Annotated in this window: 26 protein-coding genes; 18 read left to right on the top strand and 8 right to left on the bottom strand. The window is 62.2% G+C overall.

What is annotated here, in order from left to right; genetic code table 11:
- Window positions 1-7 precede the first annotated feature (7 nt).
- Entirely contained in the window at window positions 8-802 is a 795-nt protein-coding gene (locus tag FJ428_RS06960) for a glycosyltransferase family 2 protein (RefSeq protein WP_140556025.1), read from the bottom strand.
- Window positions 803-975: 173 nt separating this feature from the next.
- Window positions 976-1,455 (bottom strand): Lrp/AsnC family transcriptional regulator, encoded by a 480-nt coding sequence (locus FJ428_RS06955; RefSeq protein WP_140495956.1) that lies wholly within the window; start codon window positions 1,453-1,455, stop codon window positions 976-978.
- A 250-nt stretch (window positions 1,456-1,705) separates the two neighbouring features.
- Between FJ428_RS06955 and trxB the strand changes: the two genes are divergently transcribed.
- Window positions 1,706-2,680: a thioredoxin-disulfide reductase gene (gene trxB / locus FJ428_RS06950; protein WP_140516807.1), complete on the top strand. Its 975-nt coding sequence runs from the start codon at window positions 1,706-1,708 to the stop codon at window positions 2,678-2,680.
- A gap of 89 nt (window positions 2,681-2,769) precedes the next feature.
- Window positions 2,770-3,666: a LysR family transcriptional regulator gene (locus tag FJ428_RS06945; protein ID WP_140495954.1), complete on the top strand. Its 897-nt coding sequence runs from the start codon at window positions 2,770-2,772 to the stop codon at window positions 3,664-3,666.
- A gap of 21 nt (window positions 3,667-3,687) precedes the next feature.
- Here FJ428_RS06945 and FJ428_RS06940 read toward each other — a convergent pair whose 3' ends face one another.
- A complete protein-coding gene (locus tag FJ428_RS06940; RefSeq protein ID WP_140879122.1) occupies window positions 3,688-4,185 on the bottom strand; it encodes an isoprenylcysteine carboxylmethyltransferase family protein in 498 nt (165 codons plus the stop codon).
- Window positions 4,186-5,066: 881 nt separating this feature from the next.
- A complete protein-coding gene (locus FJ428_RS06935; RefSeq protein WP_140495952.1) occupies window positions 5,067-7,118 on the bottom strand; it encodes an elongation factor G in 2,052 nt (683 codons plus the stop codon).
- A 326-nt stretch (window positions 7,119-7,444) separates the two neighbouring features.
- Here FJ428_RS06935 and FJ428_RS06930 point away from each other — a divergent pair, with 326 nt between their 5' ends.
- Window positions 7,445-7,840, top strand: a complete 396-nt coding sequence (locus tag FJ428_RS06930) for a cupin domain-containing protein (protein ID WP_140495951.1) — start codon at window positions 7,445-7,447, stop codon at window positions 7,838-7,840.
- Window positions 7,841-7,897: 57 nt separating this feature from the next.
- Here FJ428_RS06930 and FJ428_RS06925 read toward each other — a convergent pair whose 3' ends face one another.
- On the bottom strand, window positions 7,898-9,100 hold the full coding sequence (locus tag FJ428_RS06925; RefSeq protein WP_140560645.1) for a pyridoxal phosphate-dependent aminotransferase: 1,203 nt from the start codon (window positions 9,098-9,100) through the stop codon (window positions 7,898-7,900).
- A 216-nt stretch (window positions 9,101-9,316) separates the two neighbouring features.
- On the opposite strand from FJ428_RS06925, the gene FJ428_RS06920 reads away from it, so the two are divergent.
- From FJ428_RS06920 to FJ428_RS06910, 3 genes are all read left to right on the top strand, one after another.
- Window positions 9,317-10,207, top strand: a complete 891-nt coding sequence (locus FJ428_RS06920; protein WP_140556021.1) for an EAL domain-containing protein — start codon at window positions 9,317-9,319, stop codon at window positions 10,205-10,207.
- Window positions 10,204-11,052: an EAL domain-containing protein gene (locus FJ428_RS06915; RefSeq protein ID WP_140556019.1), complete on the top strand. Its 849-nt coding sequence runs from the start codon at window positions 10,204-10,206 to the stop codon at window positions 11,050-11,052. The genes FJ428_RS06920 and FJ428_RS06915 overlap by 4 nt, the downstream gene beginning before the upstream one ends.
- A gap of 112 nt (window positions 11,053-11,164) precedes the next feature.
- Window positions 11,165-11,773 (top strand): glutathione S-transferase family protein, encoded by a 609-nt coding sequence (locus FJ428_RS06910; RefSeq protein WP_140556017.1) that lies wholly within the window; start codon window positions 11,165-11,167, stop codon window positions 11,771-11,773.
- A 354-nt stretch (window positions 11,774-12,127) separates the two neighbouring features.
- On the opposite strand, the gene FJ428_RS06900 is transcribed toward FJ428_RS06910, so the two are convergent.
- Both FJ428_RS06900 and FJ428_RS06895 read right to left on the bottom strand, forming a co-directional pair.
- Window positions 12,128-12,328, bottom strand: a complete 201-nt coding sequence (locus FJ428_RS06900) for an iron-containing alcohol dehydrogenase (protein WP_140556015.1) — start codon at window positions 12,326-12,328, stop codon at window positions 12,128-12,130.
- 267 nt (window positions 12,329-12,595) lie between these two features.
- Window positions 12,596-12,808: a cold-shock protein gene (locus FJ428_RS06895; protein ID WP_010910991.1), complete on the bottom strand. Its 213-nt coding sequence runs from the start codon at window positions 12,806-12,808 to the stop codon at window positions 12,596-12,598.
- Window positions 12,809-13,083: 275 nt separating this feature from the next.
- Between FJ428_RS06895 and FJ428_RS06890 the strand changes: the two genes are divergently transcribed.
- The gene (locus tag FJ428_RS06890) at window positions 13,084-13,413 is read left to right on the top strand and encodes a hypothetical protein (RefSeq protein WP_140516797.1); all 330 of its coding nucleotides are present in this window, start codon (window positions 13,084-13,086) and stop codon (window positions 13,411-13,413) included.
- Between the two features lie 28 nt (window positions 13,414-13,441).
- Here FJ428_RS06890 and FJ428_RS06885 read toward each other — a convergent pair whose 3' ends face one another.
- Complete coding sequence (locus FJ428_RS06885; RefSeq protein WP_140495944.1) at window positions 13,442-14,011, bottom strand: methylated-DNA--[protein]-cysteine S-methyltransferase; 570 nt, start codon at window positions 14,009-14,011, stop codon at window positions 13,442-13,444.
- A 180-nt stretch (window positions 14,012-14,191) separates the two neighbouring features.
- Here FJ428_RS06885 and FJ428_RS06880 point away from each other — a divergent pair, with 180 nt between their 5' ends.
- The 11 genes from FJ428_RS06880 to FJ428_RS06830 all read left to right on the top strand — a co-directional run bounded on the left by FJ428_RS06880 (window position 14,192) and on the right by FJ428_RS06830 (window position 23,949).
- Entirely contained in the window at window positions 14,192-15,094 is a 903-nt protein-coding gene (locus tag FJ428_RS06880) for a lytic transglycosylase domain-containing protein (RefSeq protein ID WP_140556014.1), read from the top strand.
- A gap of 5 nt (window positions 15,095-15,099) precedes the next feature.
- Window positions 15,100-15,588 carry a GNAT family N-acetyltransferase gene (locus FJ428_RS06875; protein ID WP_140556012.1) on the top strand — a complete coding sequence of 163 codons (489 nt, stop codon included), beginning with the start codon at window positions 15,100-15,102 and terminating at the stop codon, window positions 15,586-15,588.
- Between the two features lie 147 nt (window positions 15,589-15,735).
- Window positions 15,736-17,004, top strand: a complete 1,269-nt coding sequence (locus FJ428_RS06870) for an ABC transporter substrate-binding protein (protein WP_140879121.1) — start codon at window positions 15,736-15,738, stop codon at window positions 17,002-17,004.
- Window positions 17,005-17,102: 98 nt separating this feature from the next.
- A complete protein-coding gene (locus tag FJ428_RS06865; protein ID WP_181167250.1) occupies window positions 17,103-18,017 on the top strand; it encodes a sugar ABC transporter permease in 915 nt (304 codons plus the stop codon).
- Window position 18,018: 1 nt separating this feature from the next.
- Complete coding sequence (locus tag FJ428_RS06860; RefSeq protein ID WP_140556006.1) at window positions 18,019-18,843, top strand: carbohydrate ABC transporter permease; 825 nt, start codon at window positions 18,019-18,021, stop codon at window positions 18,841-18,843.
- Window positions 18,844-18,934: 91 nt separating this feature from the next.
- Window positions 18,935-19,678, top strand: coding sequence for a DUF899 family protein (locus FJ428_RS06855; protein WP_140556004.1), 744 nt, complete (start codon window positions 18,935-18,937; stop codon window positions 19,676-19,678).
- Between the two features lie 78 nt (window positions 19,679-19,756).
- Window positions 19,757-20,308 carry a DUF4142 domain-containing protein gene (locus tag FJ428_RS06850; RefSeq protein WP_140495937.1) on the top strand — a complete coding sequence of 184 codons (552 nt, stop codon included), beginning with the start codon at window positions 19,757-19,759 and terminating at the stop codon, window positions 20,306-20,308.
- Between the two features lie 295 nt (window positions 20,309-20,603).
- On the top strand, window positions 20,604-21,068 hold the full coding sequence (locus FJ428_RS06845; RefSeq protein ID WP_140879120.1) for a cupin domain-containing protein: 465 nt from the start codon (window positions 20,604-20,606) through the stop codon (window positions 21,066-21,068).
- A gap of 293 nt (window positions 21,069-21,361) precedes the next feature.
- Window positions 21,362-21,754 carry a RidA family protein gene (locus FJ428_RS06840; protein ID WP_140516779.1) on the top strand — a complete coding sequence of 131 codons (393 nt, stop codon included), beginning with the start codon at window positions 21,362-21,364 and terminating at the stop codon, window positions 21,752-21,754.
- Between the two features lie 105 nt (window positions 21,755-21,859).
- Window positions 21,860-23,068, top strand: a complete 1,209-nt coding sequence (locus tag FJ428_RS06835) for an ATP-binding protein (RefSeq protein ID WP_140879119.1) — start codon at window positions 21,860-21,862, stop codon at window positions 23,066-23,068.
- A 23-nt stretch (window positions 23,069-23,091) separates the two neighbouring features.
- Window positions 23,092-23,949 (top strand): hypothetical protein, encoded by an 858-nt coding sequence (locus tag FJ428_RS06830; RefSeq protein ID WP_140879118.1) that lies wholly within the window; start codon window positions 23,092-23,094, stop codon window positions 23,947-23,949.
- The last annotated feature ends 6 nt before the right edge of the window (window positions 23,950-23,955 follow it).

The raw sequence follows: 23,955 nt of genomic DNA, 5'->3' as shown, positions 1-23,955 counted from the left end.
TGACCGCTCACGCCGGTTCGCTGCCTTGCGAGGCCTCATACAGTTTGGCCTCGGTGGCGAAGGAATAGATCATCACCGACATCGAATAGACGAAGCCGTGCCGGCCGCACAGGAAGTAGCGCTTGGCCAGATAGAATTTCAGGAAGTTGCCGAGCGGCGAAAGCACCAGCCGCACCAGGCCCGGCTTCTTGCCTTTCTCGACCAGGGTGGCCGCCTTGAGGCTGGAATAGGCATTTGCCCGGGCCAGATCCTCCTCGACCGATATTTCGCGGCGATGCAGCAGCACGCCGCTTTCGATCGTGCTGGTCTCGCCGGAAACGCCGAAGGATTCATGGACCCGCGCGGTCACGTCCATGGTCGCACCTTCCCGGCGGAAAAGCCGCAACAGCCTGTTGTGCAGCACCCAGCGATGGGCATAGCCGTAGCCCTTCAGCCAGTCGCGGCGGCGGATGTACCATCCGCTGATGCCGGCATTCGCCGTCTCGACCGCCGCCACGATCGACTGCCGCAGCCGGTCGTCGACGCGTTCGTCCGGGTCGATCGAAAGACACCAGGGCTGCGTGGCGTGGTCGAGCGCGAATTGCCGCTGATGCGGAAAACCCGGCCAGCCATTGTGCAGCAGCTTTATCGGATAGCCCTCAGCGACAAACTGCCGAACGATGTCCAACGTGGCGTCGGTGGAGCCTGAATCGACGATGACGATCTCGGCGCAAAAATCGATGCTTTCGAGGCACGGGCCGATCATATCGGCCTCGTTCATGCAGATGATGAGCGCCGAAATCGGGCTTGCAAACCTGGTCATGGTCCCTTCCACGGCGGATTGTCCTTGGAACTTACGCTGCTTGGGCAAGGAAACCAATCAGGCGCCAAATCGCACAAGACGATCCGGCTGCCTGCGCCTGTCCGTTATCAACGCGGCGGCGATGTGGCGAAATTCCGGAATTCGCTTTGGCCGGGCGCCGCAATCGATCGGCGTCACGGCCGCTCGAACGAGACCAACCCTTCATCCTTGACCCGGCGGATGGTGAGGGCTGTGCGCACCGTGTCGACGTTCGGCGTGGAGGTCAGTTCCTCGATGACAAAGGTCTGGAAGGCGCCGAGGTCGCTTGCCACGCAGTGCAGGAGGAAATCGGATTCGCCCGACACCATCCAGGCATCGCGTACGACCGGCCAGCCGCGCGTGCGCTCAGCGAAGATGCGAAGCTCGGCATCGGCCTGATGGTGCAGGCCGACCAGGCAGAAGGCGACCACGTCGAGACCGAGCGCCGGCGCGTTGAGCAGCGCCCGATAGCCGCGAATGATGCCGGCTTCCTCCAGTCGCTTGACGCGGCGCAGGCAAGGCGGTGCCGAAATGCCGACGCGGTTCGACAGTTCGACATTGGTCATGCGCCCATCTGCCTGCAATTCGCGAAGGATCTTCCAGTCGATTGCGTCGAGGTCGGCCTTGAGCGGCATTTCGGGGCTTTCGATGATTACGGGTGGCGAAAGAATCTTGCGGGATTTTGTAATTAAACGACTTTGCTGTCCACGCCATCCCCCACGCGGAAATCCACGCAGCACCAGAGCGGTTCGCCCGGTGCGACAAAGCTTTCCGGGGACGAGCGCCAACTTGCCTTGCTGGTGTCGTGGGCAACACTTACATTACGCGCGACATCGACGAGTTTTCCATGCCGCAAACGCCGGCAGCCCTCCGCAGAGGCTTTTCATGACCACCAAGCACGCGCCTGTCCTCATCATCGGTTCCGGCCCGGCCGGTTATACCGCGGCGATCTATGCCGCCCGCGCCATGCTGAAGCCGATGCTGGTCGCCGGCCTGCAGCAGGGGGGCCAGCTGATGATCACCACCGACGTCGAGAACTATCCCGGTTTCGGCGAACCCATCCAGGGTCCGTGGTTGATGAGCGAGATGCTCAGGCAGGCAGAACATGTCGGCACCGACATCATCGCCGACATCATCACCGAGGTCGATCTCAACGTGCGGCCGTTCCGCGCAACGGGCGATTCCGGCACCGTCTACACGGCCGATGCCCTGATCATCGCCACCGGCGCGCAGGCCAAATGGCTTGGCATTCCGACCGAACAGGCGTTCATGGGCTTCGGCGTATCGGCTTGCGCCACATGCGACGGCTTCTTCTACCGCGGCAAGGATGTCGCGGTGGTCGGCGGCGGCAATTCGGCAGTGGAAGAAGCACTCTATCTGTCGAACCTCGCCAAGAGCGTGACGGTCATCCACAGGCGCTCGGACTTCCGCGCCGAACGCATCCTGCGCGAGCGGCTCTTGAAGAAGGACAATGTCCGCGTCATCTGGGACACGGTTGTCGACGAGATCACCGGCCGTCCGGGCAAGACGCCACTGCCGCCTTCGGTCGAAGGGTTGAAGCTGCGCAACGTGGTGACGGGTGTCGAGACGCAGCTCGAGGTCGACGGCGTGTTCGTCGCGATCGGCCATGCGCCGGCGGTCGAGCTGTTCGTCGGCAAGCTGAAGCAGAAGCCGAACGGCTATCTGTGGACGGCGCCGGATTCGACCCGCACCGACGTGCCCGGCGTGTTCGCCGCCGGCGACGTGACCGACGATATATACCGCCAGGCGGTGACTGCGGCGGGGCTGGGCTGCATGGCGGCGCTCGAGGCGGAGAAGTACCTGGCCGGCATCGAGGTGCATCGCGAGGCGGCCGAATAGCGGTTCGCAAACTGTTGAAAGAACGGCTTAGAAATGCCGTGTAAAAGCCTGATTTTTCATTCAGACGCCAAACAGGAACGAGGGGAATCATGGCGTTGGACTGGGACAAGCTACGCGTGTTTCACGCTGCGGCGGAAGCGGGGTCGTTTACACATGCGGCCGAGACGCTGCACCTGTCGCAATCGGCGATTTCGCGCCAGGTCAGCGCGCTCGAGCACGATGTCGGCGTGCCGCTGTTCAACCGTCACGCCCGCGGCCTGGTGCTGACCGAACAGGGCGAGATGCTGTTCCGCACGGCGCATGACGTGCTGATGAAGCTCGAGACCATCAAGTCGCGGCTGACCGAGACCAAGGACCGCCCCTCCGGCGTGCTCAGGGTCACGACCACGGTCGGGCTCGGCGCCGGCTGGCTGACCGAGCGCGTGCAGGAGTTCATCGAGCTCTATCCTGAAATCAGCCTGCAACTGATCCTCGCCAACGAGGAGCTCGACCTCACCATGCGCCAGGCCGATTGCGCCATCCGGCTGCGCCAGCCGCAGCAGCCGGACCTTATCCAGCGCCGCCTGTTCACGGTGCATTTCCACCTCTATGCGTCGCCAGGCTATATCGCCAAGCATGGCAGGCCGGCTTCGGTGGCCGAGCTCAAGGCGCACCGCATCGTCACTTTCGGCGTGCCGGTGCCGGCGCATCTGTCGGAGCTGAACTGGCTGGAGACGGTCGGCGATTTCGAGGGCGGCCAGCGCGTGCCGACGCTGCAGATCAACGATATATTGTCGATCAAGCGCGCGGTGCAGGGCGGCGCCGGCATCGCCATGCTGCCCGACTATGTCATCTCCAAGGATTCCGGCCTGGTGCAGCTCCTGCCGGAAACGGAGGTGCCTTCCTTCGACACCTATTTCGCCTACCCGGACGCGATGAAGAACCAGGCGAAGCTGCACGTATTTCGCGACTTCATCATCGCCAAGGCGCGGAGCTGGTCGTATTGACCCCGGAGATCGCGCAGACTCTCACCCCCGCCAGCGCGTCAGGCGGGGCAGCCAGGCGGGCACGTTGCGGCGGTAGGTTTCGTATTCATCGCCATAGCGGCGTGCGAGCGTCGGCTCCTCGTACAGCTTGACGAAGGTGGCCATGGCCGCGGCTGCCATGGCGGCGTAGGCGACAAGCGTCCAGCTTGAAAACAGCAGTGCCTGGCCGATGATGATCGACAGCACCGCCACATACATCGGATTGCGGACATGGCGGTAGAGCCCGCCGACCACCAGTCTCTCGGTCGGAGCGACCGGAGCAGGCGTGCCGAGGCCTTCAAGCGCAAAGCAGGCGAATGCATGCAGCAGCGCCGCCACGGCGACGGCGATGAGGATCCAGCCGAGCGGGGCAAGACCCGGCAGGCTCGACCATGGCCGGTCCCAGCGATCCGTCAGCAGCCACGGCACGAGGCCGGCGACGATACAGGGTGCCGCGATGAAGAACGCAGCACTGCCGGCGATCGCCGAAATGGTCCGCATTGCTTGTCTCCCGCCTGAAGCATGTCACGCCCAAACCGATTCCCGCGACGCGCTCAAGTCTTTGTTGTTCACGTCGCTGCCGAACCGAGGACACTTTGCGCGACATGCATTAGTTGCCTCGGAAATAAACGCCTGCTGCCTCATTCCACGCCATTGCGCGTTTTTGACATTTCGGGATGAAAACCGAGCGTGATTCGCGATTCCGCCGTGACAATTGTCTCATTGCGGGTTCCGCTTCGGTGATTCTGCTGGTCCTATTGGGTCCAGAAATGGCTTAGACCACAGCCTGCGTCTTTTTGCATGCGTGTGTTGCAAAATAGATGCTTGTTTCTTGGGCATGATGAGCACATATATAGTTCATCTCCTGGGCGCGTTCTCCTCCCATTAGCGCCCTCGAGTGTTCCCCTCTGGAGGTTAGCCTTAACAGGCACTTCCAATCAAACTCAGCCGGATCTTCATTGATCCGGCTTTTTTGTTGCCCGGACGCTGCCGGAAGGGCGGGAAAATCCACCGAAATAGCCACGTAACAGTGACATGTAACCTCTGGTAACATGTCAAAGGCGCTCGGCTCCTGCTAAGCAGATCATAGGACGCGGTGTGGTCGGACGGGAGATGGGGGCATCACTCGGACGATCCGGGCTCAGGCGGCTACCGCGTCCGAACCTTCTTCCGCCGAAGCGGCGACTTCAAGATGCGGCGGACCTGCCGTTTCTCCTCCCAAGAAAACGGTCCGCAAACAAAACGGCGTCCGGCCCCCCCCGGGCGTCGTTTTTTGTTTTTGTTTGCGCCCTCTCGAACAAGATTCGAGAGGGCACTCACCCAAATCTTTGTGGATGTCGATGTCCCAAAGCCGAGATCACTTTAGACGACATGCATCAGTATCAGGCTGCCTTGCCGTTGGCATTCATCGCTTCGTCGGCGAGCCGGCCGGTGAGTTCGGCCATGTGGTCGAAGACGGCGCGGTAGCTGGCGACGCCCGAGGTGGCCGAGCGCAGCTCGATGATCAGATCGCCGATCTCGGATTGCGGCATGGTCGCCTCGACGACATCCCATCCTGGCCAGCCGGGCCGCGCGTCGTAGCCGAGGATCTGGCCGCGCCGCTGCGGGATCAGCGCGATGATCTTCGAGGTCGCATCGGAGGGCGTCACGATCTCGACCTTCATCACTGGCTCCAGGAGCACGGGCGAACAGCCCGCCATGCCTTCCTTCATGGCAAGCTTGGCCGCCATCTGGAAGGCCATGTCGGAGGAATCGACCGCGTGGTAGGAGCCGTCCGACAGGTTGACGGCGACGTCGACGACGGGAAAGCCGAGCGGGCCCGACTTCAGGTAATCGCGTATACCGCTTTCGACCGACTGGATGTAGGTCTTGGGCACCACGCCGCCGGTGATGGTATCGGTGAACTGGAAACCTGCGCCGCGCGGCAGCGGCTTTATCTCGATCACCACATCGCCGAACTGGCCGTGGCCGCCGGACTGCTTCTTGTGGCGGCCGCGTTGCTGCGCCGATTTGCGGATAGTCTCGCGGTAGGGCACCGCCGGCGGATGGCCTTCGACCGGAATCTGGTTCTTGCCCTCGAGCCGTTCGCGTACGACGCGCAGGTGCATTTCTCCATGGCCCGACAGCACGGTCTCGGCCGAGTCCTGGTTATGATGCAGGCTGAGCGAGGGATCTTCTTCGGCCAGCCGTTGGATGGCGGCCGACATCTTCACCTCGTCCTTGCGCTCCTTCGGCCGCAAGGCGAAAGCGAAGACAGGCTGCGGCGGCTCGAACTGGAGCAGCGGCTTCATGCCGCCCTTGGCCGAGGTCAGCGTCTGGCCGGTCTTGACCGCGTCCAGCTTGCCGAGCGCGACCGTGTCGCCGGTCTTCGCCGCGGTGAGCTTCGACTGGTCCTTGCCAAGCATCCTGTAGATGCCGGACACCTTTGCCATGTCGCCGCCGGGCAGCCAGAGCTCGGAGCCATCGGCGACCTGTCCCGAAAGGATGCGCGACACCGACAATTTGCCTCCGTGCGGCGTATGGATGGTCTTCATCACCTGAACCACGGTCGCGTTGCCTTCGGGAGCGCCGAGCCGTTTGCGGGTCGCGTCGATGTCGGGCGCATCATGGCGGATCGCCTTCAGGAGACGCAGCACGCCATTGCCTTTCTCCGCGGTGCCGATCAGCACCGGCGTGACGGCGCCGTCGCGCAGGTCGGCGGCAAGATCATCGAAGACCGCGTCCTTGGGCGGCTCGATCTCCTCGAGCAACTGTTCCATCAGCTGGTCGTCATGGTCGGCCAGCCGTTCCAGCATCGAAAAACGGGCTTCCAGCTCGCGCGCCTTTTCGTCGCCAGGGATCTGGGCCACCTCGCTCTCGGCATATTCGCGGTAGATGTAGGCGCGTTCCAGCGCCAGGTCGATCGAGCCAATGACGACGCCGTCCTTGCGCAGCGGTATCTGGCGCAGAAGCAACGGCACCGCACTTGCAGGCTGCAGCATCTTCAACGTGTCGCGCACGCCCGCAATCGCCTTGTCGACCTTGTTGAGAAACAGGATGCGCGGCACGCCGAGATCGTCGAGCTTGCGCATGATGAGCTGGAGGGCGGGGATCTTCTTCTCGTCGGCCTCGGCGACGACCACCGCGAGGTCGCAGGCGGCCAGCACCGGTTCGGCCTCGAAGGAGAATTCGATCGATCCGGGACAGTCGACGAAGGTGAACTGCTCGCCCATGAATTCCGTGGTGGCGAAGGTCGCCTCGACGCTCATGGCGTGCGCGCGCGCCTCGGGCGAATGATCTGAAACGGTGTTTCCCGAGGAAACCGGGTTCTGGCGGGGAATGGCGCCCGTGCGGGCCAATATGGCTTCGAGAAGTGTCGTCTTACCGCTTGCGAAGGGACCGACTATGGCAATGCATTTCGGTCCCGTGCGTCGTCCTCCGGCGCGATTACCCATGACTGACCTCCACTCAGGCGTTTCCCTGGAGACCGACTGGCATTCATGGTTCAGGCCAAGGTCAGTCGGTCCTGAGCGGCGGCCGGCCTGTTCGACCGTCGCGGGCGGGCTTGTCTTCAACCGGCCCAAAGGTATCGTCCCACTTGTTTGCCGGCAGGGCAAGGAAAATAGGTAGCCTCAGGGGCTGAGCGCGCGGGGCGGTCACCGCTGCCTTGCAAGCCGAACAGACCCGGTTGCGTCGCCGGCCATATCGGCCGAAACTAGGGTCTCGAAAGAGGAGCGGCGTCGCCGCCGCCCGCATCGCCACCAGTTCCAGGGATCGAACGATGAAGATCATTGCCTGCGGCAGCACGCCGACCGTCATCGCACCGGAAAAGTACTTCACCGGCCGGGTGCTGCAGACGCCGATCATCGAGAAGGAGGCTCCGGCACGGCTGCGGGCGACATTGGTCAGCTTCGAGCCGGGCGCGCGGACCCACTGGCACACGCATCCGCTTGGCCAGACGCTGTACGTCACGTCGGGCGCCGGCCTCGCCCAGACCTGGGGCGGTCTCATCCAGGAGATCAGGGCAGGGGACGTCATCTCGTTCGCGCCAGGCGAAAAGCACTGGCATGGCGCCGGGCCGAAAACGGCCATGACGCATATAGCCATGCAGGAAGCGCTCGAGGGCGTGCATGCCGACTGGCTGGAAGCGGTGACGCCGGCCCAATATGGCGGCTGAGTACCGTGTCGAGCCGATCTAAAAACCCGGCGTTTGGCCGGGTTTTTGTTTTCACGATCAGGTCAGTGATGCCGTAAAGCGCTGGATGCGCGTGCACGCCTCCTCCAGCAGCGTCTCCGACGTGGCGTAGGAGATGCGGAAGTTCGGACCGAGGCCGAAGGCCGAACCGAATACCACCGCCACGCCCTCGGCCTCGAGCAGCTCCGAGCAGAAGGCCTCGTCAGTGTCGATCACCTTGCCGGCCTTGGTCTTCTTGCCGATCAGCTGGGCGCAGGACGGATAGACGTAGAAGGCGCCTTCCGGCGACGGACAAGAGATGCCGCGCGCCTGGTTGAGCATCGAGACGACGAGATCGCGGCGCCCCTGGAAGATCGCCTTGTTCTTGGCGATGAAGTCCTGCGGGCCGTTCAGCGCTTCGACCGAGGCCCATTGCGCGATGGTGCAGGCGCCCGACGTCTGCTGGCCCTGGATCATGTCCATCGCCTTGATCAGCTGGACGGGACCCGCGGCGTAGCCAATGCGCCAGCCGGTCATGGCATAGGCTTTCGACACGCCGTTCATGGTCAGCGTGCGCTCATAGAGTTTCGGCTCGACCTCGGCGATGGTCTTGAAAACGAAGTCACCATAGGTCAGATGCTCGTACATGTCGTCGGTCAGCGTCCAGACATGCGGATGCCTGAGCAGCACGTCGGCGAGCGACCGAAGCTCGGCCTCGGTGTAGGCGGCACCCGACGGGTTCGACGGCGAGTTCATCAGCAGCCACTTTGTGCGCGGCGTGATGGCCTTTTCCAGTACTTCTGCCGTCAGCTTGAAGCCGTTGTCGATCGAAGTGTCGGCAAACACCGAGGTGCCGCCGCAGATCGCCACCATCTCGGGATAGCTGACCCAATAGGGGCGTGGGATGATGACCTCGTCGCCGGGATTCAGCGTCGCCATGAAGGCGTTGAACAGGATCTGCTTGCCGCCAGTGCCGACGATGGTCTGCTCCGGCTTGTAGTCGAGATTGTTCTCGCGCTTGAATTTCTTCGCGATCGCTTCGCGCAGCGGCGCGATGCCCGACACCGGCGGATATTTGGTCTCACCACGGCGGATGGCCTCGATCGCCGCATTCTTGATGTTGTCGGGCGTATCGAAATCCGGTTCGCCGGCACCCAAGCCAATGACGTCGCGGCCGGCATTTTTCAGCTCGCGGGCTTTCTGCGTCACTGCGATGGTGGCGGAAGGCTTCACGCGGGAAAGGGTGCCGGCAAGGAAGGCCATGACCTTTTTTCTCTCCAGAAAGGATCAGCGCGGCCAGGAGCGGCCGCGGCGCTTCTCATGTCGCATCATTCCCGTGAGTGCAAGCATTGTCGGCTGGGCCAGTGCCGCAAGGAGGTCAATGAGCCGTGATCGGCAACAGAAAGTTCATTAACGGGCGGTAGAGGCTTGCGTGGCAGGATCGTAACCCAATTGCGCCAGTTCGCGGAGCGAGGAACCTTGTCGCGCAGCATCGGGCTTGCCCATATCATCCGTCATGATGACGGCACCTCGTCAGGTGTCTGGGGCATTTATACGTTGCAAAGCGCCTTCCAGCCGATCTTCGCCTTCAGGGAAGGCAAGCTGTCGGTTGCCGCCTTCGAGGGCTTGATCCGGCCGTTCCGCGACGGCGAGCCGCAATCGCCAATGAGCTTCTTCAGCACCTGCCCGGCCGCCGACCGGCTTCATGTCGAGGCGCTGACCAGGACGCTGCATCTGCTGAATGCCGGCGCCTGCCTGCCGCAGGAAGCGTCGATCTTTGTCAATTTCGATCCGTCGGTGTTCACCGAGCGCGCCGTTGCCGACAATGCCTTGCGCGAAATGCGCCTGGTGCTGCACGAGGCCGGCATCGATCCGGGCCGTGTCGTGTGCGAGGTGACCGAGCAGCGTCCAGCCTCGCAGGAGACCCTGCACGGTTTCGTCGCGGCGTTGAAGGGCAACGGCTTTCGCATTGCCGTCGATGACTATGGCGCCGACGATTCCGACATCAACCGCATCAAGGAGTTGAAACCCGACATCGTCAAGTTCGATGCCCACTGGATCACGCAGTTGATGGAGTCCGGCGCCGGCTTCGCGCTGCTGACGTCCATGGTGAAAAGCTTCGAGGCACAAGGCATCCGCACCGTGTTCGAGGGCATCGAGGAAGGCTGGCAGCTGGAGCTGGCCGAGAAATCCGGGGCTTCGATGGTCCAGGGTTTCGTGCTGGCACGGCCGGAACTGGCGCCGACCAGCTTCCGCGTCTTCGGCGAGGACGGGCCATCGCCTGCCGCCGACAGTGCATCTTCCGTCCCGGCAGCCGCGCCGCATACCGCGCGGGCGGCGAAAGCCTTTGGGCGCAGGGGCACACGATGAGGCCCGAGCGACGGCGCGATGTCGGCGATGCGATCTTCATGGACGAGGTCGGTATCGAATATGGCGTTTATGGCGACTTCCGCCTGCGCAGCGCCTACCAGCCGATCTTCGCGCCGCGCGGCCGCTTCCTGCACGCAATCGCGGTCGAGGGCCTGATAGAGCCGCATCGCGCCGGCCGGCCGGGCGCCGCACGGGCGTTCTTCGAAGGCGTCGCGGCCGAGGACCGGCTGTTCGTCGAAACCATGTGCCGCGTGCTGCATCTCAGGAACTTCCGCAACATCGGCGTCGACGGGCTCGATCTGTTCTTCAACTACAATCCATTGGTCAACGCCCATCGGGGCCGGGCCTTGGCCGAAATCCGGCTGATGAGCAGGCATCTCGGCGAGCTCGGCCTGGCCCCCGGCATGCTGGTCTGCGAAATCACCGAACAGGCGGCCGACGACACGCTGCTGGCCAGGCTGGTGCGCGAGATGCGCCGCGACGGCATCCGCATCGCCATCGACGATTTCGGCACCGGCCACTCGACCGAGGAGCGGGTCAGCCTGCTCAAGCCCGATATCGTCAAGATCGACGGTGGCTGGTTCGCGCAATTCTGCCGCCACGCCGCCGCCGAGCGGTTCTTCCGCCCGCTGGTCTCCAGCCTGCACGACCGCGGCGCCAAGGTCCTGGTCGAGGGCATCGAACAGCCCACCCATCTGCGCGTCGCGCTCGATGGCGGCGTCGACCTGCTGCAAGGTTTTCTACTCGCCCGGCCGGCGCTGGCCGGGGTGATCGTCGACGAGCGACCGCTCGCCATCGACGCGCTGCTGGGCAGGGACAGCAAGGTGGTGCCGCTGTTCGGGTAGCGCCGTGTGCTACACATCAGCGGCGCTGATCGTCGCGCCAAAACTAATCATTGGTGAGGACGGCGCGGCTACGATAATCGCGTCTGCACATGGCAGCGCTCGGGGACCAGCGATGATACTTTACAGCATGATCGATAGCGGCAACTGCTACAAGCCGCGCCTGCTGATGGCCAAGCTCGGCCTCCCTTTCACCACTGTCGAGGTGAGTTCGCACACGGGCGATACGCGAAAAGCGGATTTCGTCGCCAAGAATCCGAACGCCATGGTGCCGCTGCTGGAGCTCGACGACGGAAGGCGGATCGCTGAATCCAACGCCATCCTGCTCTACCTCGCCGAGGGCACGCGCTTCCTGCCCGCGGACAAGTATGAGCGCGGGCTCGCCTATCAATGGCTGTTCTTCGAACAGTACAGCCACGAGCCCTATATCGCCGTGCGCAAGGCGCTGCTGACCTTTCCCGAAAGGGCCAAGGACGCGACGCCGGAGCGGCTGGCGGTGACACTGGAGCGCGGCAACAAGGCGCTCGGTGTCATGAATAAATACCTGGAGAACAACGCGTTCTTCGCCGGAAGCGCCTACAGCGTCGCCGACATTGCGCTCTACGCTTATACGCATACGGCGGAGCAGGGCGGCTTCCAGCTCGACGCCTACCCGGCGGTGGCTGCGTGGCTAAAACGAGTGGAAGCGGATCCGGGGCATGTGCCGATGGAGTGGGTGGGGTAGCTTTATCCTCAACCTCGTCGCCGCCTCGCGGCTCTTTGGGGGCGGGGCACGCGTCAACAGGCGCGAGGCCCGGCCGCCCATCGTCCGGGAAGCTGCGCGGGAGCTATTTCAACAGATGGTCGTAGTCGGCATAGGGTGCCGATCCAGAACCAGATCACATCTTCATTGTTGCGTATGGCAACAGCCGGTAGTTTCGTCGACCCGCGCCGACCAATAGCAACCGACCTGCTTGAAATGTAAGGAGGGATGAAAAGGATCGGAACGCAGTCTGAGAAAACTCCCTGTCCGCCTTTGCTTTGATCGACGATGACAGTTTTTCATAAGCCTTCCAGAATGATGGAGAGGCGCCGTGATTCACAGAGGGCGAGTCCGGCCGGCGCGATGGTCAGCCAATGCCTGTTCGGCAAGCTTGTCCAATCGCCCCGCCCTCACGTCGGTCTCGATCTGCCGATCCCACAGGTCCGCCTGGAGCGCCTCGAACCATGCGGCAAACGCCTTCAGCTCCTCGGGGCTCAGTTCGGTGATGGACTTTTCGATTTGCTCAAGCTTGGTCATGGCCGGATAATACCACTCTAGTGGTACCACAGGTGGGACTCCAGGTTCGGCTTTACATGCCTGGAATCCAGGCAAATAAAAAGGCGGGACAATGCCCGCCTTCCCATTTCGGTAGCCTGATCGGGAGCGTCCGGTCCGGGCTGGCAGCTATCTGCTGATCCGGCTTGTCGGGTCTTTCCGCTCCGGCGCGCTTCTCGCGCGACCGTCAGTACATCCGTGACTTGCCGCGCGCCCCGGGCTGTCGCCCGGCGCGCGCCATTTTCAAAATCAGGCTGCCTTGCTCAGAGATCCAGCGGACGACTTGCCAGTGCGGCGGTCCTGCTCGATCTCGAAGTTGATCTTCTGGCCTTCGACCAGGGTCGACAGCCCAGCGCGCTCGACAGCGGAGATGTGGACGAAAACGTCCGCGCCGCCCGCGTCAGGCTGGATGAAGCCGAAGCCCTTGGTGGCGTTGAACCACTTGACCGTTCCAGTTGCCATAAAAATAGTCCTTCACATTTGCTTTGGTTTGACCGAACCGAGGTCCAGCCGGTGTGCATCGAGATTTTGGAGATAGACGTCAGCAAACGCGAAGATCGCGAGGCCCGGATCGATCGGCCGAAATATCAATGGGGCTGATATAGGCTGCTTTCGCACGAAATACAAGACTGCGTGAGAAAGCCGTGATCGAGGGACCGCCCAATGGCCGCCCCAATCCGGTGAAACCGTTGCGTCAGATGGCGCTGTCCGTGAGCCGCGCATCAGGGGAGAGGACCATGAAGACCATTCTGCTGGCAGCATGCCTGACGCTGATTGCCGCCGAGGCGCAGGCGATCTCGCGCTACGATCCGACGCGGATGGAGTGTGGCCGCGTGCAGGCGACGATCGCGCGGCAGGGCGCCGTCATCCTGCGTTACCAGTCGAGGCGGGTACCGGGACTGCCACTCTACGACCGCTATGTGCAGAGCCAGCAATTCTGCACAACGGGCGAGGTGAGGACACGCGCCTATGTGCCGAGCGCCGATACGAAATCCTGCCCGGTCTATAATTGCAAGCGCCCGGACAACGATCGGCATTTCCGCCGGCGGTTTTTTCATAACGACTAGGCCATAGCCTGGCGCGGCGGCTATCGTTTCAAAATCCGAATGAGACCTGCGCGGGCGGCGGCGGGCCGACGCGCACGCCTTCCATGGCCAGCATCTTTTCCTTGGTGGTCGAACCGCCGGGCGCCGAAAAGCCGCCGATCTTGCCGCCGGCCGCGAGGATACGGTGGCAGGGAATGACCAGCGGCACCGGATTGGCGCCAAGCGCGGCACCGGTTTCGCGCGGCAGGCCGGCATGGCCGGCGCGCTTGGCCAGTTCTCCATAGGTGGTGGTTTCGCCATAGGCTAGCTTTCGCGCCGCGCCATAGATGGCGAGGCGGAAATCGTCGATGCCGTCGAGATCGACCGGCACGCCGGAGAAATCGATATCCTCGCCCGCCGCATAGGCCTTGATCGAGGCGATCAGCTCGACCACCCACGGCGGCTGCACGGTAGCGGCCGAAACGCCGGCGTGGCGCATCAGCCGCCGCTCGACCGCCTCGCGGCTGCGTTCGGGCAGGCAGAGCCGGATCAGGCCCTTTTCGCTCCAGGCAATACCCATGAAGCCGATCACTGTTTCTAACACTGCGTGGCCGGCTGTGATCTGCGACGGCGTTTGCATGGCGTGCTCCTTTCGCAAAATAGCCAGAAACCGGCATTCGTGCCGGTACATATCAGGAACAATATGGCATTTCGGCCCGAGTCTCGCCACCCGAAAACCACCTGAGCGCCCCGATTGCTCGCCAGGAATCGCTGGTGTAAGGGATTTCTTAACATCCGACGAACCGGACCCGAACGCGGCTTGCCAGCAAAACAAACCCTTATCGCGCTCGGCGTGATCGCGGCCATGGCCTGCGTCAGCGGTTGCACGTCGACATCGCAGATGAAATCCGCGTCTTCCCTCACCGAAACAGCGACCGTCGCCGGCACCGATGCCGGCTTCACCATACCGTTGCCGGAGACGGTTTCGGTGCTGCCGGAACCGTCGGGGATTACGCCCGTTCAAACCGCTGAATTGCCCGCCGGCCCGACCACACAGGCGGCCGTGGCAACCGCGGCCTTTGCCGGAGCGACCCCAACCGCGCCGGCCGTGATGACCGCCAATGCGTGGCAGGCGCCGCCGCCGGCTGGCGCCGGCGCACCAATCAAGGCGGCAGCCACCTACGCCACCGCCGGGCTCATCGTGCCGGCGATCGCCAGGAACGATCAGAAAGCCATGCCCGGCGTGCAGCAGGCGGCCTATGTTGTGCCGCAGAATCCAGCTGCCCTCGTCCAGTTTCCTGCCGCTCCGGTGCAGGAAGAGCATGCGACCGGCGTGCGCGGCGATATCGACCGGCTGATCGTAAAGTACGCCGCGTTCTATCAGGTGCCGGTCGACCTTGTGCGCCATGTCGTCAACCGCGAAAGCACCTTCAATCCCAAGGCCTACAACAACGGCCATTGGGGGCTGATGCAGATCAAGCACGCGACGGCGCGCGGCATGGGCTATGACGGACCGGCCAGGGGCCTGTTCGATGCCGAAACCAACCTGAAATACGCCGTCAAATACCTGCGTGGCGCCTGGCTGGTGTCGGACGGTAACGCCAAGCGCGCCGACTGGCTCTATCAGACCGGCTACTATTTCGACGCCAAGCGCAAAGGCCTGCTCGAGGCGACCGGCCTCGGCGTCGACCGCAAGCGGCGCCGCCTGCTGCCCGACGCCTGAGCGAAATGCCCGAACCGCGCCCGCCGGCTCCGAACGACATCCGGCTGCGCAAGATCCTCAACGAGACGCTGGTTCCCGCGCACTGGTCGGATGGCTTTGTCATGCGCACCCTCGAGCCCGGCGATGCGCCGGCCTTGCATGCGCTGCTGACCGAAGTGTTCGACGATGGCGCCGACGGCCCGTTCGACGAATGGTGGCCACGCATCTCAGGCGACCCCGAATTCGATTCTGCGCTCTGTTTCCTCGTCATCGACGCCAAGGGCCTGCTGGTGGCGGCGGCGCTGTGCTGGACGAGCGCCTTCGTCAGGGATCTCGCCGTGCATCCGCAGGCGCGCGGCAGGGGCATCGGCGAGGCGCTGATGTGGCACGCCTTCGCCGTCTTTCGCGAACGCGGCGCAGACCATGTCGACCTCAAGACCAACACGGTGGAAAACGCCGCCGCTGTCAGGCTCTATCAGCGGCTTGGGATGAGCCCTGTCGCCTGGGAAGGCTGAAGCCGCGGCCCGGCCCACCGCCGCTCGCGGGCATCGCTCGGGAACCCAGAGCGCCGCTCCGCATTCAAAGAATGGTGGAGGGGTCCGACGAGCTTCCGGAGCCTCGAAGGCTTGCGTCGCCGTTCCGAAAGGAGATCCTCCGCCGCCATGAGGCTCTTTCACGCATTTGCCACGTTGGTCGCTGCAGCGATGATTGCGGCTGTGCCTGCGCGAGCCGTCGAATTGTCGATCGTATCGGGCGACACAGGAATCGGCATCAAGGTGCTGCGTGAAATCCTCGACCGCTATGAGAAGGACAGCGGCAACAAGGTCAGCATCGTCGTCATGCCGGCATCCGGGACCGACCAGTTCGGCCAGTACAGGCTGTGGCTTGCCGCCGGCAATAGCGATATCGACGTCTACCAGACCGATGTGATCTGGGCGCCGCAGCTCGCCAGCCAGCTTGTCGACCTGACCGCGGCGACCAAGGATGTCGTCGGCGCCCATTTCCCCTCGATCATCCAGTCGCAGACCGTCAACGGAAGGCTGGTGGCGCTGCCGATCTTCACCGATGCGCCGGCGCTCTATTACCGCAAGGACCTGCTCGACAAATACGGCGCCCAGGTGCCTGCCACCTGGAAGCAGCTGGCCGACACCGCCAGGCTGGTCATGGACAAGGAACGGGCTGCCGGCAACAAGGATATGTGGGGCTTCGTCTTCCAGGGCAATGCCTATGAGGGGCTGACCTGCGACGCGCTGGAATGGGTGATGTCGAACGGCGGTGGCCAGATCATCGAGCCGGACGGCACCATCTCGATCAATAATCCAAAAGCGGCGGCAGCGCTCGACACGGCCAAAGGCTGGGTCGGAACCATCGCGCCACCCGGCGTGCTGGCCTATCAGGAAGAGGAATCGCGCGGCGTGTGGCAGACCGGCAATGCGGTCTTCATGCGCAACTGGCCCTACGCCTATGCACTCGGCAATTCCGAAGGCTCGCCGATCAAGGGCAAGTTCGACGTAGCGCCGCTGCCGGCCGGCACCGGCGAAGGCGCGCGTCCGGCGGCGGTGCTGGGTGGCTGGAATCTTGCCGTGTCCAAATATTCCAAGCACCCGGACGCGGCGATCGGGCTCGTCAAATTCATCGCCTCGCCCGCGATGCAGAAATACCGCGCGCTGAGGAACTCCAGCCTGCCGACCATCCAGGCGCTCTATGACGATACCGACATCGCCAGACAACAGCCGATCGTTCCGCGCTGGAAGCAGATCTTCCTCAATGCGGTGCCGCGTCCCTCGGCCGCGGCCAGGATCAAGTACAACGAGGCGTCGAGCCAATTCTGGAACGCCGTCCACAAGACGCTGTCGGGCGATGGCGCCGCGGGCGACAATCTGGCCGACCTCGAAGCCATGCTGACCAGGCTGAAGGGGCGTGGCTGGTGACGCCACAACGCGCCTCCATGTCCCGCCCGGCGCGAGGGATGACAGAAGCGGAGCCGAGGACTGAAGCCGTCGCGACCCGCCGCCCGCGCTCGCGGCTGATGCGCCAGCGCGTGCGTTCGGCCTGGCTGTTCCTGGCGCCGATGCTCCTGGTGCTCGCCGCCGCTGCCGGCTGGCCGCTCGCCCGCACCATCTATTTCAGTTTCACCGACGCTTCGCTGGCCGATCTCGACGCCCGCCAGTGGGCAGGTTTCGCCAATTACTTCTCGGTGCTGCGCATGCCGAGCGGCCGGGTGCTCTATGATGGCGTGCTGGCCGATCCGGTCTGGTGGAGCGCCGTCTGGAACACGGTGCGCTTCGCGGTGATTTCGGTGACTTGCGAGACGATCCTCGGCATGGTCGTCGCGCTGGTGCTCAATGCCGAATTCCCGGGCCGCGGCATCGTCAGGGCGGCGATCCTCATCCCCTGGGCGATCCCGACCATCGTCTCGGCCAAGATGTGGCAGTGGATGCTCAACGACCAGTTCGGCATCATCAATGTGGTTCTGCTCAATCTCGGCCTGATCGACACCAAGATCGCCTGGACGGCCAACGCCGACACGGCGATGGCGGCCGTGCTGGTCGTCGACATCTGGAAGACGACGCCGTTCATGGCGCTGCTCATCCTTGCCGCGCTGCAGATGCTGCCGCGCGAGATCATCGAGGTCGCCAGGCTCGACGGCGCCAATCCGTGGCAGATCTTCTGGCGGGTGACCTTGCCGCTGATCCGGCCTGCGGTGATGGTGGCGGTGATCTTCCGCGCGCTCGACGCGCTGCGCATCTTCGACCTAATCTATGTGCTGACGCCCAACAATGTGCACACCAAGTCGATGTCGGTGTTCACCCGCGAGAACCTGTTCGAGTTCGACAAGTTCGCCTACGGCTCGGCCGCCTCGACGCTGCTGTTCCTCATTCTTGCCCTTCTCACCATGGCCTATATCCGGATCGGCCGGATCAGCCTCGAGGGGGGCCGCTGAGATGTGGATCCTGAAGCGGACGGCTCTCTACCTGCTGGTCGGGATCATCGTGCTGGTCGCGGTATTCCCCTTCTATTACGCCATCGTCACCAGCCTGAAATCGGGGACCGAACTGTTCCAGGCCGACCTCTGGCCGAAGACGTTCAGCCTCGGCAATTACAGGAATGTGCTGACAGAAGGCGCTTTCGTGCGCAATCTCATCAACTCGCTGGTGGTCTCCGGCGCGGTCGTCGCGCTCTCGCTGTTGCTCGGTGTCACCGCGGCTTACGCGCTGGCGCGCGTGCGCTTCCGTGGCCGCTCGGCACTGATGCTCGCCATCCTGTCGGTGTCGATGTTTCCGCAGGTGGCGGTGCTGGCCGGGCTGTTCGAACTGGTGCGGATGTTCGGCCTCTACAATTCGCTTCTCGCGCTGATCTTCTCCTACATGATCTTCACCTTGCCGTTCACCGTCTGGGTGCTCACCGCCTCCGTGCGCGACCTGCCGGTCGAGGTCGAGGAGGCGGCGATCCTTGACGGCGCGACGCCGTGGATCATCATCACGCGCATCTTCCTGCCGCTGATGTGGCCGGCGCTGGCGACCACCGGGCTTTTGGCGTTCATCGGCGCGTGGAACGAGTTCCTGTTTGCGCTCACCTTCACCTCCAACAACGCCCAGCGCACCGTGCCGGTGGCGATCGCGCTGCTGTCGGGCAATTCGCAGTTCGAGATCCCGTGGGGCAACATCATGGCCGCATCGGTGATCGTCACCGTGCCGCTGGTGCTGCTGGTGCTGATCTTCCAGCGCAAGATCGTCTCCGGCCTCACCGCCGGCGGCGTGAAGGGGTGAGGAGAAAATGTCGGAACCGGCCGCAGCGGCGCGTCCTTAGGTCTTAGAGCAACCGCGCCGGGACGCCGGCGCTGTGACCAAGGAGCCGATCATGATCACCTTCCCCAACGAATCCGCCAGATACCGCGCCGCCCGCGAAAAGCTGCTGAAGAAGGAAATCGAGCTGCGCCGTGCCATGGAGGATGTGGCCGTGGCGCGCCGCGCGTTGCCGCCGGGCGGGCTGGTGCCACAGGATTACGTGTTTGATGGGCTGGATGCCGAGGGCAGGGCGGCTGAGATAAAGCTGTCGCAACTGTTCGCACCCGGCAAGGACACGCTGATCCTCTACCAGATGATGTTTCCGCGCCATCCGCAGGAGACGCGCGACGTGGCAATGACGGGCGGCACGGCGAAGCTGGCTCGGCCGGACCAGCCATGCCCGTCCTGCACGGCGCTGCTCGACCAGTTCGACGGCGCCGTCGGCCATCTCCAGGCGGCCGGCTTCAACTTCGCCGTGGTGGCGAAAACGGCGCTCGAAAACCTCGTCACGCTCGGCCGCGACCGTGGCTGGAAGAACATGCGGCTGGTGTCGTCGGCCTCCAACAGCTTCAAGCGCGACTACAACGCCGAGGATGCCGACGGTGCGCAGATCCCGCTGCTCTCGGTGTTCCACCGCGACGCTGACGGCATCAGGCATTTCTGGTCGTCCGAACTCGGCTTCGCGCCGCCCGAACCCGGCCAGGACCCGCGCGCCATCGGCACCTGCGAGATCCTGTGGAACCTGATGGATTTCACCCCGGAGGGCCGGTCGAACTGGCACGAGCAGCTGCAATATGGCGAGGCATGCTGCCATTGACGGCAAGGCGCCCGGCGCAACTTCCGTGCATCTGCGGCGTTGGAATCCCGAGGGAACCATTCCGATCGGAGATTGCAGATGAAAACGCTTCTGACCATGACCGCCGCGGCCTTGCTCGCCGCCGCGCCCGCCGCGCTTGCCCAATCCACCGCCCAAACGACGCCGCTGGCGGCCGACAGCAAGGTCGACACGCAGACCTTCATCAAGACGGTGCCCGGCGCCAACGAGTTCGAGATCCAGTCGAGCAAGCTCGCCGAGCAGAAATCGGCGTCGGCCGACGTCAAGGCCTTCGCCAAACAGATGATCAAGGACCACACCAAGGCCGGCGAGGACTTCAAGGCGGCGCTCGCGCAGGGCCAGACCACCGCCTCGACCAAGCCGGCCGGCCCGGCGCTTCAGCCGAAAGAACAGGGCCAGCTCGACGAACTCAAGGCCGCCAGCGGCAAGGACTTCGATACCAAATACATCATGATGCAGACAGCAGCTCACAAGGACGCCGTCGCGCTCTTCAGCACCTACGCCCAATCGGGCGATGATCCGGCGATGAAGGAATTCGCCAAGAAGACGCTGCCGACGCTGAAGATGCACGAGAAGCATGTGAAGGAACTGGGCGCGGCGCATCAGGGGTGAGGGTGTTTCGACAGGAGCTGAACGGCAGACGATAGCATTCTACGGCGCCCCCCTTTGTCCTGCAGGACATCTCCCCCTCAAGGGGGGAGATTGGCTGTTGCGAATGCTTTCGCCAAATTTTCGGCGTGGGCAGAAAGAGCGCCGGGGCCGAAGCTGCCAATCTCCCCCCTTGAGGGGGAGATGTCCGGCAGGACAGAGGGGGGCGCCGTAGGGCGCGACGGCTCACATATCGCAACAGGGTTCTTCCCAGGCATGCGTGGCACTACACTGCCGCACCACCACCCCGAGAGCACCCATGCCCAAACTCGGCCTCGCATCCCTGCCCATCCGCAAGGGCTCGGGCTACCCCGCGCCCTTCGATGCCCCTTGCGTCGATCGCACGCGCCGCCGGCTTGGCGATGCCGGCGGGCTCACCGATTTCGGCGTCAACCTGATGACGCTGCCGCCCGGCGGCTGGTCCAGCCAGCGCCACTGGCACAGCCACGAGGACGAGTTCGTCTACGTTTTGGAAGGCGAGCTGACGCAGGTCGAGGATGGCGGCGAGACGCTGCTCAAGCCCGGCGACTGTGCCACCTTCGCCAAGAACAGCGGCAACGGCCACCATCTCATCAACCGGTCATCCACGACGGCGCGCTACCTTGAGGTCGGATCGCGGAACCCGGACGATGTCATCACCTGCTCCGACATCGACATGATTAGTCCGAGTTCGGATGGACGCTTCCTGCACAAGGACGGCACGCCTTATCCGGGGCAAGGGTGAAGGCTGGACAACGCGTCGGCGCCAGCCCCCCTCCGTCCCGGCTTCGCCGGGCCACCTCTCCCCCACCTTGTGGGGGCGAGGAACCCAAGCGTTCCGGTGTCGCGACCTCAGTGATTGGCTTTTCCTCGCCCCCATGAAATGGGGGAGAGGTGGCCCGGCGAAGCCGGGACGGAGAGGGGGAGCGCCCGACGAGATTTCGCAGGCGAGGGACGAGTTCCGGCTCTGGACTGCGGGTCGGCGCTGGCGTTCCCCGGCCGGCACTATAAGCTCCCCCAAACCCAGGGAGCACCACCATGAAGAAAGAACTCATCGAAGTGCCCGTCATGTCGGCCAAGGTGCGGGCGCTCGGCCTGCCCTGTTCGACAGCGGTCAAGGCCAACGGCTTCGTGTTCATCTCGGCGACCCCGCCGGTGGACATGGTGACCGGCGAGATGGTGCGCGGCGACATCGAGACGCAGACCGAGGCATCGCTCAAGGCGCTGAAGCACTGCCTGGAGGCGGCCGGCACCTCGCTCGAAAATGTGGTGATGGTGCGCATCTACGCCGTCAATTCCGGCTTCTACAACGCGATCAACCGGGTCTATGCGAAGTACTTCAGCGTGAACCCGCCAGCGCGGAGTTTCGTGCCGGTGGCTTCTTGGCCGATGGAGTTTGACATCGAGATTGAGTGTGTGGCGGTGGGGTGAGGGGAAATTTTTCTGTCGGGTGCAGGCTGTGAGTGAATAGGATTACCCTCGTTCTGCCTTGTCAACCCGCGCCATAGCCTAAATGGTTGGCAGAAAAGCTTGCCGGTGGACGAGCTTGCCTTCTTTCAACCGAGATTGCGGCGCTTCGGTCCCCTCGCTATGGTGACTTGCAGCAGAGCAGAGACGTTGCGCAAATGGGGGCGGATAGTAAATCTTGATGTATTTGGTCTGAATTCTCAAATGAGCCCAGATGAGAATAGGCTTATTAAGAAAAGAGATCTAAGAAATCTATTGACTTCGTACGCGGATGAGGCAGACGTTTTTACAGAAATAATTCAAAACGCTATGGACGCGATAAGGACAGCTTACGATACAGGTCTTTATCAAAATAGGTCGCCTAATCTTACGATATTTCTTGGGCGAAGGAGTAACGAGTCTCATTATTTTGCAGTCCAAGATAATGGGATCGGCATGAGTCCCGAGACTGCGGCGAAATTCACAGCTCCCGGTTTTTCATCCTTGAAAAAGATGGGCAAAACCGTTGGCTACAAGGGAGTCGGGGCCTCTTTTTTCTTCGCGGCGTCCAATCGAATAAGTTTTCGTACAGTCGATCCTACAGGGACCGCCAGTGCTGCTGGCATTATCGGTTCGCTCCAATGGGTCCTTAACGATACCGCCCCGTTGCCAATAGTGAATGGGGAGTTCGATGCTCCCCAAGCCGTTGTCAATCGAAATTCGGCGGAGCATGGCACTGCAGTTGTCTATTATTTTGACCCAGCATGGAAACCTTCAAGCCTAACTTACGTCGTTCGGAAAGAGGATGACGCCAATCTAGAAATAGAGCACTGGGCTTTTTTCCTTTGCTGTCGAACATCTCTAGGGCGCACCCGCTCGGCCGGTGGTGTAGAGGTAGAGATTGAAGTTGAGTTTGTGCTGGATCGCGGAGACGGAGATGTGCATTCTGCGACGTGGCGTACAGGAGAATGGAATCCGCAGGAAAAAAAGCTAGGATATCCGTTCCCTCACAAGGTTTTAAAGGTTGCTCATTCCATAAAAGATATCGAAAATACACCGGATCATTCTAAAACAAGACATAATAGAAAGTATCAGGCTGTACATGAGGTTCTGGCAAAAGATCAGATACTTAACATAGAACCTAAAATTGATTTTTCAGATGATGAAGTAAATTTCATAGAGGATCACCTGGATTTCGTTGAGATATTCTTTGCGTACTCGACGGACGTCCTAAAGGAGATCAATAATAGAAGCGGCTGTCGGGCCGCGCCTATAAGATATGGATTAGGCTATCTGTAGACGGTGTTCCTCAGGGCCGTTCCTTGGATTTTGACCTCACATCCAATCAAGGACTTGGACGCCAAGCCCATTGTGTTATTGGATTTTCGAGGTTGGAGCTGGATGTTGGTCGAAAGATACCTGCCAATGAGTCCGTTGCCGAAGTCGTGAGAAAAATTGGCGTTCGTATGATGACTGTCGTCAGCGAGTTCCGATGGGCTATGCGAATTAAGGATCGCCCGGACATCGCGACCGATCTATCCGCATGGCTGTCGAGTGTCGAAAACCGTTCCAAGCAATCCATTGTGCGCCATTTATTCAAGCTTGCGGATTCGCCTTCACCCCTTGAAGTGGATCCGGATAGCGAAAATGACGTTATTTATTTGTTTGGCGCGATGATAGCTAAGCAGTTCTTGAAAGGTTATCGGGTCAGGGCACTATCGGGCTCTGCGCGATATGACGGTTTGCTCGACGTTAATCATGGAGACGGCACGGATTCATACAGTGATCCGCTTTCACGGAGAGATACGGAAAACACCGTTGATGGCGTGGGCAAGGTGCTCGAGTTCAAATATGCATTTTCGGCATTAATTGATGATTTTGAGAGTAAGAAGAAAAACCCCAGAGAGATAGACATTGCAGTAGTATGGACGCTTCCAATACTTGGTGTTAACCGTGGATCCATAGAGTATTGCTATGGTGACAAGGAAGATGTTCGGCCAATTTATGGCGGAACACATATCTGGCGAGATGAAAACGATACCTCAAGAATTCCGATAATCTGCCTCCAGCATGTTTGTGCTCTCTTGTCGAAGATTTTGGAATCGAAGGACCGAAAACCGGGGTTTGGAACGAGTGTGTACGAGAAGTTCTTGGAAGAGGATCGAGATCAATCGATATGAGCGCTT

The organism is Mesorhizobium sp. B2-8-1 (genome assembly GCF_006440955.1).
Lineage (GTDB): Bacteria > Pseudomonadota > Alphaproteobacteria > Rhizobiales > Rhizobiaceae > Mesorhizobium.
The sequence above is the reverse complement of the archived record's forward strand: the minus strand, read 5'-3'. Positions and strand labels throughout refer to the sequence as shown.

Excerpts from the sequence above, each read along its gene's own strand:
- FJ428_RS06885 (WP_140495944.1), bottom strand. The coding sequence starts at position 14,011 with ATGCAAACGCCGTCGCAGATCACAGCCGGCCACGCAGTGTTAGAAACA.
- FJ428_RS06915 (WP_140556019.1), top strand. The coding sequence starts at position 10,204 with ATGAGGCCCGAGCGACGGCGCGATGTCGGCGATGCGATCTTCATGGAC.
- FJ428_RS06935 (WP_140495952.1), bottom strand. The coding sequence starts at position 7,118 with ATGGGTAATCGCGCCGGAGGACGACGCACGGGACCGAAATGCATTGCC.
- FJ428_RS06865 (WP_181167250.1), top strand. The coding sequence starts at position 17,103 with ATGCGCCAGCGCGTGCGTTCGGCCTGGCTGTTCCTGGCGCCGATGCTC.
- FJ428_RS06860 (WP_140556006.1), top strand. The coding sequence starts at position 18,019 with ATGTGGATCCTGAAGCGGACGGCTCTCTACCTGCTGGTCGGGATCATC.
- trxB (WP_140516807.1), top strand. The coding sequence starts at position 1,706 with ATGACCACCAAGCACGCGCCTGTCCTCATCATCGGTTCCGGCCCGGCC.
- FJ428_RS06870 (WP_140879121.1), top strand. The coding sequence starts at position 15,736 with ATGAGGCTCTTTCACGCATTTGCCACGTTGGTCGCTGCAGCGATGATT.
- FJ428_RS06855 (WP_140556004.1), top strand. The coding sequence starts at position 18,935 with ATGATCACCTTCCCCAACGAATCCGCCAGATACCGCGCCGCCCGCGAA.
- FJ428_RS06875 (WP_140556012.1), top strand. The coding sequence starts at position 15,100 with ATGCCCGAACCGCGCCCGCCGGCTCCGAACGACATCCGGCTGCGCAAG.
- FJ428_RS06845 (WP_140879120.1), top strand. The coding sequence starts at position 20,604 with ATGCCCAAACTCGGCCTCGCATCCCTGCCCATCCGCAAGGGCTCGGGC.
- FJ428_RS06910 (WP_140556017.1), top strand. The coding sequence starts at position 11,165 with ATGATACTTTACAGCATGATCGATAGCGGCAACTGCTACAAGCCGCGC.
- FJ428_RS06930 (WP_140495951.1), top strand. The coding sequence starts at position 7,445 with ATGAAGATCATTGCCTGCGGCAGCACGCCGACCGTCATCGCACCGGAA.
- FJ428_RS06945 (WP_140495954.1), top strand. The coding sequence starts at position 2,770 with ATGGCGTTGGACTGGGACAAGCTACGCGTGTTTCACGCTGCGGCGGAA.
- FJ428_RS06925 (WP_140560645.1), bottom strand. The coding sequence starts at position 9,100 with ATGGCCTTCCTTGCCGGCACCCTTTCCCGCGTGAAGCCTTCCGCCACC.
- FJ428_RS06890 (WP_140516797.1), top strand. The coding sequence starts at position 13,084 with ATGAAGACCATTCTGCTGGCAGCATGCCTGACGCTGATTGCCGCCGAG.
- FJ428_RS06840 (WP_140516779.1), top strand. The coding sequence starts at position 21,362 with ATGAAGAAAGAACTCATCGAAGTGCCCGTCATGTCGGCCAAGGTGCGG.
- FJ428_RS06960 (WP_140556025.1), bottom strand. The coding sequence starts at position 802 with ATGACCAGGTTTGCAAGCCCGATTTCGGCGCTCATCATCTGCATGAAC.
- FJ428_RS06895 (WP_010910991.1), bottom strand. The coding sequence starts at position 12,808 with ATGGCAACTGGAACGGTCAAGTGGTTCAACGCCACCAAGGGCTTCGGC.
- FJ428_RS06955 (WP_140495956.1), bottom strand. The coding sequence starts at position 1,455 with ATGCCGCTCAAGGCCGACCTCGACGCAATCGACTGGAAGATCCTTCGC.
- FJ428_RS06900 (WP_140556015.1), bottom strand. The coding sequence starts at position 12,328 with ATGACCAAGCTTGAGCAAATCGAAAAGTCCATCACCGAACTGAGCCCC.
- FJ428_RS06850 (WP_140495937.1), top strand. The coding sequence starts at position 19,757 with ATGAAAACGCTTCTGACCATGACCGCCGCGGCCTTGCTCGCCGCCGCG.
- FJ428_RS06940 (WP_140879122.1), bottom strand. The coding sequence starts at position 4,185 with ATGCGGACCATTTCGGCGATCGCCGGCAGTGCTGCGTTCTTCATCGCG.